Below are 17,065 nucleotides of genomic sequence, written 5' to 3' on the forward strand. Positions count from 1 at the left end.
TGCACCGCCCGTAGGTCTTGGCGCCGTTTCGACCGACCATCTCCTACCCTGTGCTGCATGCACCCTGCGCCGGGCAGCGGCCCATGACGCGTTTTCTGGCGCGCCGGCTGCTCAACTATGTGGTGCTGCTGGCCTTGGCGTCGTTTCTCACGTTCACGCTGACGTCATTGACGTTCGCGCCGTTGAACAGTCTGATGCAACGCAATCCGCGTCCGCCGCAGGCTGTGATCGACGCCAAAGCCGCCGAACTCGATCTCGACAAGCCGATCCCTCTGCGCTACGCCCACTGGGTGGCCGGCGCGGTACGCGGTGATTTCGGCACGACCGTCACGGGGCAGCCGGTCTCCGACGAACTGGGCCGCCGCATCGGGGTCAGCCTGCGACTGCTGGTGATCGGCTCGGTACTGGGCACCGTGATCGGCGTCGTGGTCGGCGCCTGGGGTGCGATCAGGCAATATCGATTATCCGATCGGGTGATCACTCTGCTGTCGTTGTTGGTGATCAGTACGCCGACGTTCGTCATCGCCAACTTGGCGATTTTGGCCGCGCTGCGGGTTAATTCGATTCTCGGAGTGCACCTTTTCGAATACATCGGGGAGACCTCCCCGAACGCCGTCGGCGGCTCCTGGAATCAGTTCGTCGACCGGATGCAGCACCTGATCCTGCCCTCGGTCACGCTTGCGCTCGGCGCGATCGCCGGTTACAGCCGCTACCAACGTAATGCGATGCTCGACGTGCTGGGCCAGGACTTCATCCGCACTGCGCGGGCCAAGGGGCTCACCCGGCGCAAGGCGTTGTTCAAGCACGGGCTGCGGACCGCACTGATTCCGATGGCAACGCTGTTCGCCTACGGCGTCGCGGGTTTGGTCACCGGGGCAGTGTTCGTGGAGAAGATCTTCGGCTGGCATGGCATGGGCGAGTGGGTGGTCCAGGGCATAGCGACCCAGGACACGAACATCGTGGCGGCGATCACGGTGTTCTCCGGTGCGGTCGTGCTTCTGGCCGGGCTGCTGTCCGATGTCATCTACGCGATGCTCGATCCCCGGGTGAGGGTGACGTGACCGAGACGACCGATAGCGCCCGCTCCGGTGTGAAGCCCGAGGAGTTCGCCTCGCGGCGAACACTGGTGCTGCGCCGCTTCGCCCGCAACCGGGGTGCGATGGCGTCGCTGGTGATCCTGGCCGTGCTGTTCATCGGGTGCTACGCCCTGCCGCCGCTATTGCCCTGGTCCTACACCGATCTCGACTTCTATGCGCTGCAGGACCCACCCAGTGCCGACCACTGGTTCGGCACCAACGCATTGGGCCAAGACCTGTTCGCTCAGATCCTGCGCGGTATGCAGAAGTCGATGCTCATCGGCGTATGTGTGGCGGTGATCTCGACCGGGATCGCCGCGACCGTCGGCTCCATCGCGGGTTACTTCGGCGGTTGGCGCGACCGGACGCTGATGTGGTTGGTGGACCTGCTGCTGGTTGTGCCGTCGTTCATCCTGATCGCGATCCTCACGCCGATCACCAAGAGCTCGGCCAACGTCATCTTGTTGATCGTCCTGCTGGCCGGGTTCAGCTGGATGGTGAGCTCGCGCATGGTGCGAGGCCTCACGATGAGCCTTCGGGAGCGCGAATTCGTCCAAGCCGCACGGTATATGGGCGTCTCGAGTCGGCGGATCATCACCCGTCACATCATCCCGAATGTGGCCTCGATCCTGATCATCGACGCCGCACTCAACGTGGCGGTGGCGATCCTCGCCGAAACCGGGCTGAGCTTCCTGGGTTTCGGCATCCAGCCACCCGATATCTCGCTCGGCACGTTGATCGCCGACGGCACCAAATCGGCGACGACGTTCCCGTGGGTGTTCCTGTTCCCCGCCGGTGTTCTGGTGCTGATCCTGGTGTGCGCCAACCTCACCGGGGACGGGCTGCGCGACGCGCTGGACCCCGGCAGCGCCACGCTGCGCCGCGGTCGCAGGAAGAAGAAGACGAAGCCATGAGCGAGGCTCTGCTGGAGGTCACCGACCTCGCGGTCAGCTTCCCCACCGACGGCGACGACCTGACCGCGGTGCGGGGCCTGACCTATCAGGTGCGCCCCGGCGAGGTCGTCGCGATGGTCGGCGAATCCGGGTCGGGCAAGTCCGCGGCGGCCATGGCCGTCATCGGCCTGCTCCCGGAGTATGCCGCCGTGTCGGGTTCGGTGCGGCTGTCCGGCCGGGAGCTGCTCGGCCTGTCCGACGCCGAGATGTCGAAGATCCGGGGGCGCCGCATCGGAACGGTGTTCCAGGACCCGATGTCGGCGCTGACCCCGGTCTACACCGTCGGCGACCAGATCGCCGAGGCCATCACCGTGCACCACCGCGACGTCGGCAAGCAGGCTGCGCGCACGCGCGCCGTCGAGCTGCTCGAGTTGGTGGGAATCGCCCAGCCGGAACGGCGGGCCCGGGCCTTTCCGCATGAGTTGTCCGGCGGTGAGCGCCAACGGGTGGTCATCGCGATCGCCATCGCCAATGATCCGGACCTGCTGATCTGTGACGAGCCGACAACCGCACTCGATGTGACCGTTCAGGCTCAGATCCTCGAGGTGCTCAAGACCGCCCGCGACGTCACCGGCGCGGGCGTGCTGATCATCACCCACGACCTGGGCGTGGTCGCGGAGTTCGCCGATCGGGCTCTGGTGATGTACGCCGGGCGCCCCGTCGAGGTCGCCTCGGTGGACGAACTGTATCGCGACCGTCGAATGCCCTATACCGCAGGACTATTGGGCTCCGTTCCACGCCTCGATTCGCCGCAGGGAACGCGACTGGTGCCCATTCCGGGGGCACCGCCCTCGCTGGTGGATGTGCCACCCGGCTGCCCGTTCAACCCGCGCTGTCCGCTGGCCATCGACGAGTGCCGCGCAGATGAACCGGCACTGGTGCCCGTCGACCCGGCATCCGCAGGCCACCTGGCGGCATGCATCCGCACCGACCAGGTCACCGGCCGCACCGCGGCCGAGATTTACGGCGTGTCCACTCAGCCGGTGGCCGTCGACGACTCCGCGGAACCGGCGCCGGTGATCACGGTGCGGGACCTGGTGAAGACCTATCGGCTGACCAAAGGCGTGGTGTTCCGCCGCACCATCGGCGAGGTTCGCGCTGTCGACGGCCTCAGCTTCGACCTGATGCGCGGGCAGACCCTGGGCATTGTCGGCGAGTCCGGCTCCGGCAAATCCACCACGCTGCACCAGATCCTCGACCTGGCGGCGCCGGAGTCCGGCTCCATCGAGGTTCTGGGCAATGACGTCGCCACCCTGACAGCCGCCCGGCGCCGGGAACTGCGCCGCGATCTGCAGGTGGTGTTCCAGGATCCGGTGGCATCCCTCGACCCCCGGCTGCCGGTGTTCGAACTGCTGGCTGAACCGTTGCGCGCCAATGGTTTCGATAAGACGAGCAGTGACACGCGGGTTGCCGAACTGCTCGAGATCGTCGGGCTTCGTCGCGCCGACGCCAGCCGCTACCCCAGTGAGTTCTCCGGCGGCCAGAAGCAGCGGATCGGCATCGCCCGGGCATTGGCGCTCCAGCCCAAGATTCTGGCGCTCGACGAACCGGTGTCGGCGCTGGATGTGTCCATTCAGGCGGGCATCATCAACCTGCTGCTGGACCTGCAGCGCGAGTTCGACCTGTCCTATCTGTTCGTCTCGCACGATCTGTCGGTGGTCAAGCATCTCGCCCATCGCATCGTCGTGATGTACCGCGGGGCGATGGTGGAGTACGGCGATGCCGACGACATCTTCGCCAACCCGCAGCACGACTACACCAGAAAGTTGCTGGCCGCTATCCCGCAACCGGATCCCACTCGCAGTTAGCATCAGTGGCGTGACCCGATCGATCCGCCGGAGCGCCGGCCGAATTGCAGTGCTGGCAGTCGTGGCAAGTCTGGTGGTGGCGGGCTGCTCAGGCAGCAAGCGCGACGTCCCCTCGGCCGGCGGCAACGCCGAGCTCGGCTCGACCAGCGATATCAATCCGCAGGACCCGGCCACCTTGCAGCCGGGCGGCAATCTGCGACTGGCGTTGTCGTCGTTCCCGTCGAACTGGAACACACTGAACATCGATGGCAATGAGGCCGACACCGGCGCGATCCTGCGGCCCACCATGCCGCGCGCGTTCGTCATCGCCGCCGACGGTTCGATGAAGGTCAACACCGACTACTTCACCAACGTGGAGCTGACCGGCACCGACCCGCAGGTGGTCACCTACACCATCAACCCCAAGGCCGTCTGGTCCGACGGAACCCCGATCACCTGGGAGGACATCGCCTCCCAGATCAACGCGACCAGCGGCAAGGACAAGGCCTTCGCGATCGCCTCACCCAACGGCAGCGATCGGGTCGCATCGGTCACCAAGGGTGTCGACGACCGGCAGGCCGTCATCACCTTCGCCAAGCATTACGCCGAATGGCGAGGCATGTTCGCAGGCAACACCATGCTGCTGCCCAAGGCCATGACTGCCAACCCTGACGTGTTCAACAAGGGACAACTCAACGGTCCGGGACCGTCGGCAGGACCGTTCCTGATCTCGTCACTGGACCGCACCGCCCAGCGGATCGTGCTGACCCGCAACCCGAAATGGTGGGGCACTGCGCCGGTGTTGGACTCGTTCACCTTCCTGGTGCTCGATGACGCGGCGAGACTGCCTGCGCTGCAGAACAACACGATCGATGCCACCGGTCTGGGCTCGCTGGACGAACTGACCATCGCCCGGCGCACTGCCGGCATCTCGATCCGGCGATCGCCGGGTCTGAGCTGGTATCACTTCACCTTCAACGGCGCGCCCGGCTCCATCCTCTCGGACAAGGCGCTGCGGCTGGCCGTCTCCAAGGGTATCGACCGTCAGGCGATTGCCGATGTGACCCAACGCGGTTTGGTCGACAAACCCGTTCCGCTGAACAACCACATCTTCGTGGCGGGCCAGCAGGGCTACCAGGACAACAGCGAAGTGATCGCCTTCAACCCGGAGAAGGCCAAACAAGAACTCGATGCCCTCGGCTGGAAACAGGCCGGGCAGTTCCGGGAGAAGGACGGCAAACAGCTGGTCATTCGCGACGTCCTCTACGACGCGCAGACCACCAGGCAGGTAGCCCTCGTCGCACAGAACAGCCTCGCCCAGATCGGGGTGAATCTGCAGATCGATGCCAAGCCCGGCAACGGGTTCTTCACCAACCACATCATCCCCGGCGACTTCGACATCGCTCAATTCTCCTGGGTGGGTGATGCTTTCGCGTTGTGCTGCCTGAACCAGATCTACACCACCGGAGCCGAGAGCAACTTCGGCAAGATCAGCAGCCCCGATATCGACGCCAAGGTCGAGCAAGTCCTCAACGAACTCGACCCGGATAAGGCCCGCGGCCTGGCCAACGATGTGGACAAGCTGATCTTCGGCGAGGGGTTCAGCCTGCCGTTGTTCCAGTCCGCGGGCAACGTCGCGGTGCGCAGCAACCTGGCCAACTACGGGCCGGCCGGGTTGGGCGACCTGAACTACACCGCAATAGGATTCATGAAGTAACGGGCTTGGGGATAGTCCGGGCCACCGCGCGCGGAAGCGCTGCGGGCAGCACCGCCTCGACCCGAGCGGCCACCTCCAACGCAGACACCATCAGCCGCACCGCGGGGACGCTCGGCATCCCGTCGAGCTCTGCCTCCTGTCCCCGCAGGGTATCGATCCGACCGATGGCTGCCGCCTCGGCGATTCGCAGCGCTGCCCGCTCCTTGGTGTCGAGCACGCTGTGGCCGGTGGTCGGTAGTCGTACCAGCACCGAGCCGGGAATCAACTCGGCGATGCGATCGGCGACCGCGGGCGGCGTGATCAGGTCGCGTCCGCCGGAGACGACCACGGTGGGCCAGGTGAACTTCGGCATCTCCGCAACCAGGTCGAACGGTTCGGCCTCGAACCGCGTCGCCTCGCCGGCGGCGAACTCGCGCATGGCCACAGCCGGATCCAGCGGCAGACCGTCCGGATCGGCCGCGTAGTTGAGCTCGCGATAGCCGATCCGTCCGACCAGGTCGCTCTCGTTGCGGTACGGCGCTTTTCGGTTCACCATCAGATCCCCGAAGTGACCCATCGCCGTCCAGACCAGGTTGCGGCCGGCCAGCAGCAGGTCCAACTGCCGGTCCAGCAGTCGCGCGCCACCGAATCCGTACACGGTGGCGGCCAGCTGCGCCCCGGCCGGGGTCATCACGCCCTCGTCGGCCAGCCGGCGGACCTTGTCCGCCAGTTCCTCGGTGTCGGGATGCCTGCCGTGCCACAGCACGCTGCGCACGGTCTGGCGGACCACCTCGATGTCGTCGCCGGCCAGCAGCGGCGAATCCAAGATCATCGCGAACACCCGAGACGGGTGGCGCACCCCGACCCCGGCGGCGACATATGTCCCGTAGGACGTGCCGTAGATGACGGCGCTGTCCACCTGGGCGTCGTCGAGCACGGCGGCGACATCGTCCACCACCTGCTCGATGGTCAGCGCCTCGGGCGGCAGGTCGGCGCCGTTGTCGTCGTGGCGGGACATCCCGATGCCCCGGTGTTCGATCATGATCACGTCGAGGCCCTCGGCGGCGGCCCGGCGGCGCAGGCCCCGGTAGAGCGCGATCGAGGCCGCACCGGGCCCACCGGGGATGATGACCAGCGGATGTCGGGTCTTGCGGCCGGTGCGCACGTAATACAGGTCGAACTCGTCGGATCCGGTCGCCGTGACCGGGCGGCGGATCGGCCGAACTCCGGGCAGCGCCGCGAGTTTCTCGTGGGCGCGGCGGCGCTTCTCGTTCAGAGTCATCGCCGCCGGCCTGTCATGCCGTCGATTCTGCCTCGCCGGGCGCGGGAATGGAATGCGCCGTCGCGCTCCTTAGGTTCGGGGTGAGTCAAAGCAGTGCTTGCCGACGCGGCTCCGGCGTAGAACGAAACCATGACCACAGTGCAGCCTGTCAACCGTATCCTGCCCGGCACCGCAGAGTTCGATGATCTGCTGAATCAGATCCGATCCGGCGCCAGGGACCGAGACCTCAACGACGAGAACCCCTTTGACCAAGTCAGCGCGCTCAAGCAGGCCGGCTTCGGCACCTTGCGACTACCGATCGACCTCGGTGGATCGAACTTCACTGTCCGTCAGCTATTTTCGACCGTCATCGATGTGGCCGCTGCGGATCCCATTGTGGCACATATCTTCCGGACCCATTTCTGGTTCGTGGAGGAACGACTTCGCACCCTCTCCGGAGGGCAGGAGCGAAGCGACTCGGGAAATAGCGAGGAGCCGCGGTCACGGCAGTGGCTGGCCACGGTCGCCGACGGTCACATAGTGGGCAACGCCTTCAGCGAGAAAGGCTCGAACGCCGTCGGCAGCCTGGTGTTCAACACCCGGTTGCTGCCCGTGCCCGGCGGCTATCGGCTGACCGGCGAGAAGTACTACAGCACCGGGACGCTGTTCGCCGACTATCTGACCGTCACCGCGACCACCGACCACGACTCGGTGGCCACCGTCATCGTGCCCGCCGACCGGGACGGCGTTCGGCTGGTGGACGACTGGGACGGCTTCGGCCAGCGCCGGACCGGTACCGGGACCACCGTCTTCACCGGCGTCGACGTCGCGCCCGACGAAATTCTGACCGACACCCCGTACGACGCCGAGCCGGTGCCGACCGTGCAGTACGCGGCACTGCAGCTCTACATCCATGCCGTTGTCGCCGGTGTGCTCCAGTCGATCGTCGACGACGGCGCCGAGCTGCTGCGCTCGCGCGCCCGCAGCTTCAGCCACGCGCTGACCGAGCGTCCGGTCGACGATCCGCTGTATCAGCGTCAGCTCGGCGAGCTGGCCAGCACCGCTTACATCGCGCGGGCGGCCGTGCTGGACGCGGCGTCTGCCATCGAGGCGGCGACAGACTCGGTGCAAGACGGCGTGCCCGACGCCGCTCAGGCGGCTGACGCGCAGCTCAAGGTCGCCAAGGTGAAGGTCCACCTCGACGCCGTCGCACTGGACGCGGCCACCCGGCTGCTCGAGCTCGGCGGGGCCAGCGCGGCCAGCCGTCAGCGCAATCTGGACCGGCACTGGCGCAACATCCGCACCATCACCCTGCACAACCCGGTTGCCTACAAGGCCCGGGTGGTCGGCCAGAACCTGCTGCACGGCACGCCGATCCCCGCGAACGCCTACTTCTGATCCCTCTTTCGCCCAACCGACATGTCGCCGCGAAAGCGCGAGCAGACCCCCACATTTCGTCGATCTCGACGTACCTGAAGGACACCTCATGACCCGGCAACTGCACCTCGGTGGCTTCCAGATCGCCTCCCAGGTCACCCATTCACATGCCGCGTGGCGGCATCCGGCCAGCGACACCGGCTTCCTCACCCCGGAGTACTACCACCGCATCGGGCGCATCCTGGAGCGCGGCAAGTTCGACTTCCTGTTCTTCGCCGACCTGCTGGCCGCGCCGGTCCGGTTCGGTGACGGAATCGCCGAGCCGCTGCGGCGCGGCACTCAAGCCACTGCCACCCTGGACCCGTCGATCGTGGCCGCCAGTATCGCGGCCGTCACGTCGAAGCTGGGATTGGCAATCACCAAATCCGCCACCTATTTTCATCCGTACGAGCTGGCGCGGATCTTCGCGAGCCTCGATCACATCACCCGCGGACGCGTGGCGTGGAACATCGTGACATCGCTGACCCAAGGAGAGGCGCAGAACTTCGGCCACGACGAGCACCTCGGTCACGAGTTCCGGTACGAGCGGGCCGACGAGTTCGTCCGGACCACCCTCGAATTGTGGTCGAGCTGGGAACCCGACGCGCTGGTCCTGGACAAAGAGTCCGGGGTGTTCGCCGACCCTGACCGGATCAGGCACGTCGATCACAACGGTCGCTATTTCCGCTCCCGCGGGCCGCTGAATGTGCCGCACTCCCCGCAGGGCAGGCCGGTGTTGATCCAGGCCGGGTCGTCGAGTACCGGCCGGGACTTCGCGGCGCGGTGGGCGGAGGCGATCTTCGAGATCGACCCGACTCCCGAAGGCCGGCGGGCCTACTACGACGACATCAAGTCGCGCGCAGAGACCTTCGGCCGCAACCCCGACACGGTGCTGATCTTCCCGGCATTCATCCCGTTCATCGGCGAGACCGAGTCCATCGCTCGGGAGAAGCAGGCCTATCACAACGAGCTCGCCGACCCGATCTCCGGGCTGATCACACTGAGCGTCCATACCGACCACGACTTCTCCGGCTACGACCTGGACGCCCCGGTCGAAGACGTCCAAGTCAGCGGTACCCAAGGACTTTTCGACGCGGTCCGCCGCGTGGCCAAACGCGACAGCCTGACCCTGCGCGATATCGGCGCCTGGTATGCGCAGGGTGTGCTGCTGCCGCAGTTCGTCGGCACCGCGGCGCAGGTCGCCGACCAGATCGAGGAATCGTTTCATGCCGGGGAGGCCGACGGATTCATGGTGTCCTCGGCGGCGACGCCAGGGACTTTCAACGATTTCGTCGACTCGGTGGTCCCCGAGTTGCAGCGTCGCGGGCTGTTCCGCACCGAGTACACCGGCACGACACTGCGCGAGCATCTCGGGCTGGGCGATGCCGCCGATGCGAACGTGGGAGCTCTGAGCCCACCCTTGCCTGTCGCAGGCTGAGGTCCCCAGTGTCAGGGAACAAAGTCACCAGCTGACCCGGTGACGTATTGCCCGCTGCCGTGGCGTCGTACGTTCATGGTGGGAGCAGATCATGACCGAATTCATGCGCAACACAGACGCGTTCACCTGGTCGATGGAAGCCGATCCGCGGCTGAGATCCACGGTGGTGACGGTGATACTTCTCGACCGGTCCCCGGATTGGAACCTGGTGCGGGAGCGGTTCGATCTGGTCAGCCGCGAGCTGCCGATGTTCCGGCAGCGGGTGGTCAACTCACCGCCGCCGACGCCGCCGCGCTGGGAGTATGCCCCCGACTTCGATCTGAACTATCACATGCGCCGGGTATCGGCGCCGGAGCCGGGGAATCTGGACGGTGTGCTCGAGATGGCCCGGCTGGCCGCGATGTCCGACTTCGACCGGGCCCGGCCGATGTGGGAGGTCACCCTGATCGAGGGCCTCGACGACGGCGCGGCTGCCGTGTTGTGCAAATTCCACCACGCACTGACCGATGGCGTCGGTGGCGTTCAGATCGCGATGCGGCTCTTCGATCTGAGTGAGGATGCTCAGGGCGTCGAGACGATGCCCGCGGCGCCGGCCGTTTCTGCGCGCCAACCCCTGGCGGAGTACGGCGATGCCCTGCGCTACGACGCCGGCGTGATCGGCACTCTGCTCAGCGAGTCGGTCAAGATCGCTCCGAGATTGTTGTTCAACATCATTCGACGTCCCCGGCATACCGTCGAGTCCGCGGGCGAACTGGCCGCGTCGGTGTACCGGACGATTCGCCCGGTGAACAAACCGGGCTCTGCGCTGATGAAAGACCGGACACTGGTTCGCAGGCTCGGCGTGCTCGACGTTCCGATGCCGCGACTGCGCGAAGCCGCCCACCGCAGCGGTGGCGCACTCAACGACGCGTTCGTCGCAGGGGTGGCCGGCGGCCTGCGCCGCTACCACGACAAACACGGTGTCGGCGTCTTCGACCTGCATCTGACGATGCCGATCAACCTACGCACCGAAGACGACGAGACTGGCGGTAACCGGATCACCTTGATGCGGTTCGACGTTCATGCCGGGATCACCGATCCGGCACGACGCATCAGAAGCATTCACGACTGCACCGGCCGGGTGCGCAACGAAAAGTCGATTCCGTACACGCAATTGATCGCCGGCGCCCTCAACGCGATGCCGCGCTGGTACATCGGATCGATCCTGCGCAACGTCGACTTCCTGTGCAGTGACGTCCCGGGGGTTCCCGTGCCTGTCTATCTCGGCGGCGCGCGGGTGCGCAAGCAATACGCCTTCGGCCCGACCGTGGGCGCGGCGGTCAACGTGACCTTGCTGACCTACGTCGACACCTGCGCCCTCGGCATCGACGTCGACGCGGGCGCTATCCCGGACTTCGAGGTGTTCTGCGATTGTCTGGCAGCGGGATTCGACGAGATTCTGGCGCTAGCGGACTGAGACTCAGCAGAATTCCCCTGCGAGATACGCCGCGCGACAGGCTTGCCGTGCCAGCTTGCCGCTGGTGGTGCGCGGGATCGTCCCGGCAGGAACCAGCCGGAAATCACTGACCGGGATGTGATGGGTGCGGGCCACTGCCGCCCGTACCGCCTCCACCACGACGGCGGAGTCCATCCGACTCGAACCGACGGCGCGTTCGGCCACGACGATGAGAAGCTCGCCCGCAGTGCCGGAGCCCGAGTCGCATGGTTTCGACGCAATGGCGAACGCCGCAACGTATCCGTCCCGAATCGCCGGGGTGGACTGGCTCACGGTGGCCTCGATGTCGACCGGGTAGTGGTTGCGGCCATCGATGATGATCAGGTCCTTCCTACGGCCGGTGATGTAGAGCTCACCGTCGAGGTAGACACCGAGATCTCCTGTCGCAAGCCATGTTCCGTTCTCAGCCACACCATCGGCGTGACTCGAGGTCTCCAGGCGGGTTTGCAGCTTGTTCCCGAAGACTTCTCGGGTCTCGTCTGCACGTCCCCAGTACCCTCGCCCGATGTTGTTGCCGTGCAGCCAGATCTCCCCCACGCACCCATCGGGCAGTTCGGCACCGGAAGCCGCGTCGACGATGACGAGCCATTGGTCGGGTATCGGTTGGCCGCAGGACACGAGTGACACGCCCCCCGCAGCGCCGGCGTCCACCGGAACCGCATGGCCCTTGGCCAGCGCGCTCCTGTCGAGATGGATCGCGGAGGCGGCGGCGCCGGCGGCGATACTGGCCACCGACAACGTCGCCTCGGCCATTCCATACGACGGCTTGATCGCCGTGGCGGGCAAGCCGTAGGGAGCGAACGCGGCGGTGAACTTGTCGATCGCATCCATCGTCACGGGCTCCGAGCCGTTGAGCAAACCGGCGACGTTGCCGAGATCCACCTGCTCGCCGGCCGGCGGGAGGCCGCGTTCAGCGCAGAGCGCGAAGGCGAAATTGGGTGCTGCTGCGAAAGTCCGACCGTGCACCGCCTCGTCGGCGAGCTGCCGAATCCATCGATAGGGGCGACGGACGAATGCCATCGGGTCCATCAGCGTGATCTGACCACCGCACAACATCGGAAACATGATCATGACCAGTCCCATGTCATGGTAGAGCGGAAGCCAGCTCACGCTTCGAATTCCCATGTCCAGCCGGCCGGCCAGGATCATCTGTGCGACGTTGGTGCACGCGGACCGGTGAGTGATCTCGACACCGACCGGTGTGCGCGTCGAACCAGAGGTGTACTGCAGGTAAGCGACGTCATCGGCAGTGTGCTCTATGTGGATCGCGTTCTGGCCGAGGGAAACCGGGACGGCATCGACGGCGATGACGCGCGGCCGATCTGCCGTGGCTATCGCGCGTAGCATGTCACGAACTGATTCTGCTGCACCTGCGGTGGTCAGGATTACGCGCGGATTCGAGTCCGCAAGAACCGCTCTCAGCCGTTCGGCATGGCCGGAGAGTGCCGGCACGAACAACGGCACCGCGATGGTTCCGGCGTGGATGGCGGCGAAGAAACCGATGACGTAGTGCAGCCCTTGGGGGGCCAGTATCGCCACTCGGTCTCCAGGTGCGGTGACCTGGCGGAGCCTGGCCGCCACAGCGTTGGAAGCGGTCGCCAACGACCGCCAGCTCAGCTCCTCGATGCTGCCGTCAGCATCGTGCGAGTAGTCGACGAAGCGATAGGCGGCGCGGTACTCCTCCTGCTCAGCATGGTCGGCGAGAAAAGAGGTGAGGGTGAGGTCATCAGGGACGGATATGGTGCCGTCCGGCGACATGTATTGCGCCAACAGATCGTCAGTAGTACTGCAACACAGGCTATCCCGACTCATCCGGAAACAATATTAGACATTCTAGATAAACGAGACGGTGCGGTCCTGTAATTCGCCTCACCCGGTTGCGCCGGGATGGCCCACGTCACACAGCGACTTTCCAGAATTATTGCCGCGCAGTGTCGCTCGCCGATCGGCTGAATACCGAATACCGGCGTTCACGGCGAGTTCTCAGCACAGGCACAGCGATTCCTCGGCTCGGGCGGCCGCAGACGAACCGGAATGACCAACCCGCGAGGGACAGTTCAGGCGATCAGTTCGATGACGTGGGCATCGTGCACGCCCAGGTAGCGGGCCGGTGTGCAGGTCAGCACGATGACCTGCCCGTTGTCTCCGACGGTGTCGAACACCGCACCCATCTTCGTCAGCCGGTCCGGGTCGGTGAAGCCGAGCGCGTCGTCGATGACCACCGGTACGGAGTCTTCCTTTGCGACCAGCGCTGCACCGGCCAGCCGAGCCAGAATGCCGAGTTGTTCCTTGGCACCTCCGGACAGCGAGTCGTAGGGAACAGTCCGACCATCCAGGGTGCGGTTGCAGATTCGTAGATCGCTGTCGATCTCGACTTCGAAGCTCGGCCCGAACACCGGACGGCCCAGCCGCTCGATTTCGCTGCGGAACGGTGCGACGTAACGCTGCCGGGTGTTGTCCCGGTGGCGGGCCATCACCGATCGCAACAACTGCGCGGCCCGAGCCCGGCGAGACACCCGTGAATGCTCGGCGAAGGCGTGTTCGCGGGCGATCTGGGCAGTGTCGAGGCTGCCTTGCCGGCCCTCGTTGCCGATGATGCCGAGCTCGACGGTGATGTCGTTGAGAGCCTGGCCGACCTGCGCGTACTCGCCCTCCAGCGCAGCTGCCGCGGCGCTGGCCTCGGCAAGCTCCGCTTGGACGGCAGCGGGGTCGCAGGCGGCATACGCCGTCGCCAGCTCGGCCACCGCCGCGTCGGCCTGTCGTTGAGCCTCGACGTCGGCGGCCGCCTGCGCGGCCAGCTGCTCGTCGTCGCTGTCGGCGCGCAGTGCTGCCAACCGCTCTCTGGCCACATCGAGTTCGGCACCGGCGTCGGTCGCCTTTGCCCGAAGAACCGTTGCCGCCGTGCTGCTTTCGGTCAGCCGGACATTGGCACCGGCCATCGCCCGCTGATGCAGATCGGCGTCGGCACGCGCGGTTTCACGCGCCTCGATCGCGCTCACGAACGCCGCGCGCGCGGCGGCAGCGTCGATACCCGCGGCCAGCAGGACAGGCGAGATCGTCTCACGCAGAGATGCCAGCCGCGCGCGCATCTCCACCACGCCTTCGTCTTCGCACAACCCGGCCAGTGTCGCGGCCAACTGATCGCGGTTGCTGACCAGTTCCCGGCGGCGGCGGTCGAGATTCCGCGCACTCTCGAGGTCGACGGCACCGCCCTGCCGCAGCGCCTCGGCCAGAACCAGTTGTGCCGCTTCCAGTTTGGCCTGAACGCTGGAGGTGGTAGCGCCCGGATCGATCCGCACACTGAGCATCCCGGGCAGCTCGACTGCCGTCGGCGATGACGTGGGGGGCGCCCAGCTCTGTCCAGCAGTCAGCCGGATGGTCTGCGCCCCCACCGTCAGCTCGAGATCGGTGGCCGCCGTGAACTCCACCGTCGTCGCAGTGGCGGTGAGCTGTGCCTCGATCCGCTCGACGAGTGCCGCGGCCGACTCGACATCGGCCATCACCTCAGAGGTCAGCGTGATCCCGGCGAGCTCCTTGGTCAGGGTGGCCAGGTCGTGCTCGATCGTCTCGATCCGCTCCAGCCGCGCGGCGAGACGCTGCGCCTGCTCGTCGGCGGCCAGCGCATCCACCACCCGACGGGCCTGGTCTACCGTCTCCTGCGCGGTGGCGAGGACGGCGGTCGATTCCGCGGCTGCCGCACACGCCATTTCGACGACTTCGCGGGCGGTGTGTTCGGCCTCGATGGCGGCTGCCAGCCGCGATTGGACGTCGGCAACGGCGGCGATGCGCGCCGCCACATCCTCGCGCAGGCGAGCCCGTTGCGCCTGCGCGGCGCTCGATGCGGCGCAGGTGCCCTGCGCCGCGGTCGCGATCAGCTCGGCCTGACGCAGCTGGTCGCCGAGCGCGGCCAGCGCGGTGGCCGCCGTCTGGGCGGCCGCCAGCCGCTGGGCGACACTGGGGCCGCGGTCGGCCAGCACGGCTTGTCGCTCGGCGAGATCGGCATGCCTGCGCACGCGTTCGTCGACTTCGGCGACCGCGGCCGCGCACCGGGCCACGTCCTCGTCGGCCGCACGCAGCTGGGCTATCGCCGCCGCCCACTCACCGGTCGGCCGACCCGTCGCCGTGAAGTACTTGCCGTATTCAGCGTCGATCCGTTCGATCAACAGGGGTTCGGTGCCCGAGAGCGCCGCGTCGTCGCCCGCCGCCAAATCCAGTGCCCGCGAAAGGGCGTCGCATTCGGACAGGTCCACCGCCGCCGTCGAGCCGGCCTGCAGAACCCGCTGCGCGTGCCACAGCTCGGTGTCGACCGTCTCCCCGAGCATGGCCAGGACCCGCTCGTGCGCCTCGTCCCCGGTGAGCTGTTCGCGCCGGGGCGCCGAGATCGTGAGTTCGGTCTCGCACTTCTTGTGAAAGCGTTTCCGGTAAACGAAACGGTATGGGCCGGTGCTGATTTCGGCGAGGACTTCGGATCCGACATCGGCGTGCGTCGGCTTGACCTGCTTGACGTCTTTCTTCGTCGAGCGGTCCTTCGATTCCAGCAGCAGGTCGAGCGCCTCGATCATCGACGTCTTGCCGATCTCATTGGCACCGCATACGACGACCACGCCGTGGTCGGGAAATTGGATGTCGCGGTGGGTGATTCCGCGATAGTTCGTCAGAGCCAGCCGATGCAGTTTCACGCCGCGCTCCCCCCGGCCAGCCGGAGCAACAGCCCGAGCGCGCTCTGGGCATCCTGGGCGGCTTCGTCGTCACCGGAGCGGGCCGTGTCGACCAGCTCGTCGACGGCGGCCGCGGCGAACCCACCGATGCCCAGGTCGTCGAACTCGCCGTCGGCAGGCATGACCGCGATGTTGGTGTGTCGTTCCCAGGTGCCGAGCCAGGCGAACAGCCGGGCGTACTTGTCCAGGCAGGCATCCAGCGCCGCACGGTCGGTGACGGTCAGCGAGCCGGTCAACCCCAACCGAACGACCGTACGGTCCTTGTCCGCCAGCAGATCCAGATTGAGGTCGAGATCGGCGATGTCGCGGGTGTCGTCGACCTGGCGGTGCAACGTCACGAACCGCCACCGTCCGACCTGGTGGGAATCGACGGTGACCGGATGCGCAGGGTCCGCCTCGTCGATGTCGACCAGCAGGACATGACCCGGATCGGCCTCGACGTCATCGAAGTTCGTCACTTCCGGCGAGCCGGAATACCACACCCTGCGACTCTCGCCGACGCAGGTACGGGAGTGCTTGTCGCCCAAGGCGACATAGTGGACGGCGCCGCGCGCGACAGCATCGGTCACGGCAGCCATCCGGATCAGCGACGGCTTGCCGGGATCGGGGTCGAGCACGTCGACTCCGCCGTGGGCGACCAGAACGCGCGCGGTGCCGTCGGCCGGAAGGTCCCCCAGCACCGCGGCTGCCAGGTCGGTGGTCGGTGCCTTGGTGCGCCATGGCGCCGCGACCAACTGCACCCCGGGACGCACCTCCCACACCCCGTCGCGGTCCAGCACGGTCACGTTGTCCGGGCATTCGGCCCGGAAGAGGGCACTGGTATACACCGACGACGCGTCGAGTGGATCGTGGTTGCCCGGCAGCAGATACACCGGAACGCCGATGGCGCGCATCGCTTCCAGCGACTGGCTGACCACCTTGGGCGCAAGCTGATTGTGCTCGAACACGTCACCGGCGACGACGACGAACTCCGCGGAGGTCCGCCGGGCCAGCGCGCCGAGGCCTGCGACCGCATCACGCCGGGCGGCCGAGTACCGCGGCTGGGCTTCACCTTCCAGGAAATGCCGCGTCATGCCGAGTTGCCAGTCGGCGGTGTGCAGAAATCGCATTCGCGGGCGTCCTTCCTGTTCTCGGTGGGGTGCTGCGGCGAGTGTAGGGCGCGGCGCCGACAAGTCCGTGGACCTCGTCCGGCATGTACCGATCGGGGTTTAGCCTGGGCCGGTGA

Annotated in this window: 11 protein-coding genes; 7 read left to right on the plus strand and 4 right to left on the minus strand. The window is 66.5% G+C overall.

Translation table 11 applies throughout. From position 1 onward, the window contains the following. The first annotated feature begins 83 nt into the window (after positions 1–83). Genes G6N32_RS20030 through G6N32_RS20045 form a run of 4 tightly spaced genes read left to right on the plus strand, consistent with a single transcriptional unit; the run spans position 84 to position 5,533 of the window. The gene (locus G6N32_RS20030) at positions 84–1,061 is read left to right on the plus strand and encodes an oligopeptide ABC transporter permease OppB (RefSeq protein WP_115322032.1); all 978 of its coding nucleotides are present in this window, start codon (positions 84–86) and stop codon (positions 1,059–1,061) included. Then, the gene (locus G6N32_RS20035; RefSeq protein ID WP_172507326.1) at positions 1,058–1,990 is read left to right on the plus strand and encodes an oligopeptide ABC transporter permease OppC; all 933 of its coding nucleotides are present in this window, start codon (positions 1,058–1,060) and stop codon (positions 1,988–1,990) included. The genes G6N32_RS20030 and G6N32_RS20035 overlap by 4 nt, the downstream gene beginning before the upstream one ends. Next, positions 1,987–3,837: an oligopeptide ABC transporter ATP-binding protein OppD gene (locus tag G6N32_RS20040; RefSeq protein WP_115321528.1), complete on the plus strand. Its 1,851-nt coding sequence runs from the start codon at positions 1,987–1,989 to the stop codon at positions 3,835–3,837. Before G6N32_RS20035 ends, G6N32_RS20040 begins: the two co-directional genes overlap by 4 nt. Before the next feature lie 22 nt (positions 3,838–3,859). Then, a complete protein-coding gene (locus tag G6N32_RS20045) occupies positions 3,860–5,533 on the plus strand; it encodes an oligopeptide ABC transporter substrate-binding protein OppA (RefSeq protein WP_115322034.1) in 1,674 nt (557 codons plus the stop codon). Here G6N32_RS20045 and G6N32_RS20050 read toward each other — a convergent pair. After that, positions 5,523–6,794 carry an alpha/beta hydrolase gene (locus G6N32_RS20050; protein WP_115321529.1) on the minus strand — a complete coding sequence of 424 codons (1,272 nt, stop codon included), beginning with the start codon at positions 6,792–6,794 and terminating at the stop codon, positions 5,523–5,525. The genes G6N32_RS20045 and G6N32_RS20050 overlap by 11 nt on opposite strands. A gap of 129 nt (positions 6,795–6,923) precedes the next feature. On the opposite strand from G6N32_RS20050, the gene G6N32_RS20055 reads away from it, so the two are divergent. From G6N32_RS20055 to G6N32_RS20065, 3 genes are all read left to right on the plus strand, one after another. Beyond that, positions 6,924–8,171 (plus strand): acyl-CoA dehydrogenase family protein, encoded by a 1,248-nt coding sequence (locus G6N32_RS20055; RefSeq protein ID WP_115321530.1) that lies wholly within the window; start codon positions 6,924–6,926, stop codon positions 8,169–8,171. Between the two features lie 88 nt (positions 8,172–8,259). Beyond that, positions 8,260–9,627 carry an LLM class flavin-dependent oxidoreductase gene (locus G6N32_RS20060; protein ID WP_115321531.1) on the plus strand — a complete coding sequence of 456 codons (1,368 nt, stop codon included), beginning with the start codon at positions 8,260–8,262 and terminating at the stop codon, positions 9,625–9,627. Between the two features lie 91 nt (positions 9,628–9,718). After that, positions 9,719–11,083, plus strand: a complete 1,365-nt coding sequence (locus tag G6N32_RS20065; protein ID WP_115321532.1) for a wax ester/triacylglycerol synthase domain-containing protein — start codon at positions 9,719–9,721, stop codon at positions 11,081–11,083. Between the two features lie 3 nt (positions 11,084–11,086). Here the strand turns inward: G6N32_RS20065 and G6N32_RS20070 are convergent, their stop codons facing one another. From G6N32_RS20070 to G6N32_RS20080, 3 genes are all read right to left on the minus strand, one after another. Next, a complete protein-coding gene (locus G6N32_RS20070; RefSeq protein WP_115321533.1) occupies positions 11,087–12,934 on the minus strand; it encodes an AMP-binding protein in 1,848 nt (615 codons plus the stop codon). A 245-nt stretch (positions 12,935–13,179) separates the two neighbouring features. Further along, complete coding sequence (locus tag G6N32_RS20075) at positions 13,180–15,801, minus strand: AAA family ATPase (RefSeq protein ID WP_115321534.1); 2,622 nt, start codon at positions 15,799–15,801, stop codon at positions 13,180–13,182. Further along, the gene (locus G6N32_RS20080) at positions 15,798–16,949 is read right to left on the minus strand and encodes a metallophosphoesterase family protein (RefSeq protein ID WP_115321535.1); all 1,152 of its coding nucleotides are present in this window, start codon (positions 16,947–16,949) and stop codon (positions 15,798–15,800) included. Before G6N32_RS20080 ends, G6N32_RS20075 begins: the two co-directional genes overlap by 4 nt. Between the last annotated feature and the right edge of the window lie 116 nt (positions 16,950–17,065).

Origin of the sequence: Mycolicibacterium aichiense, assembly GCF_010726245.1 — a bacterium.
In the GTDB taxonomy this organism is placed as follows: Bacteria; Actinomycetota; Actinomycetes; order Mycobacteriales; family Mycobacteriaceae; genus Mycobacterium; species Mycobacterium aichiense.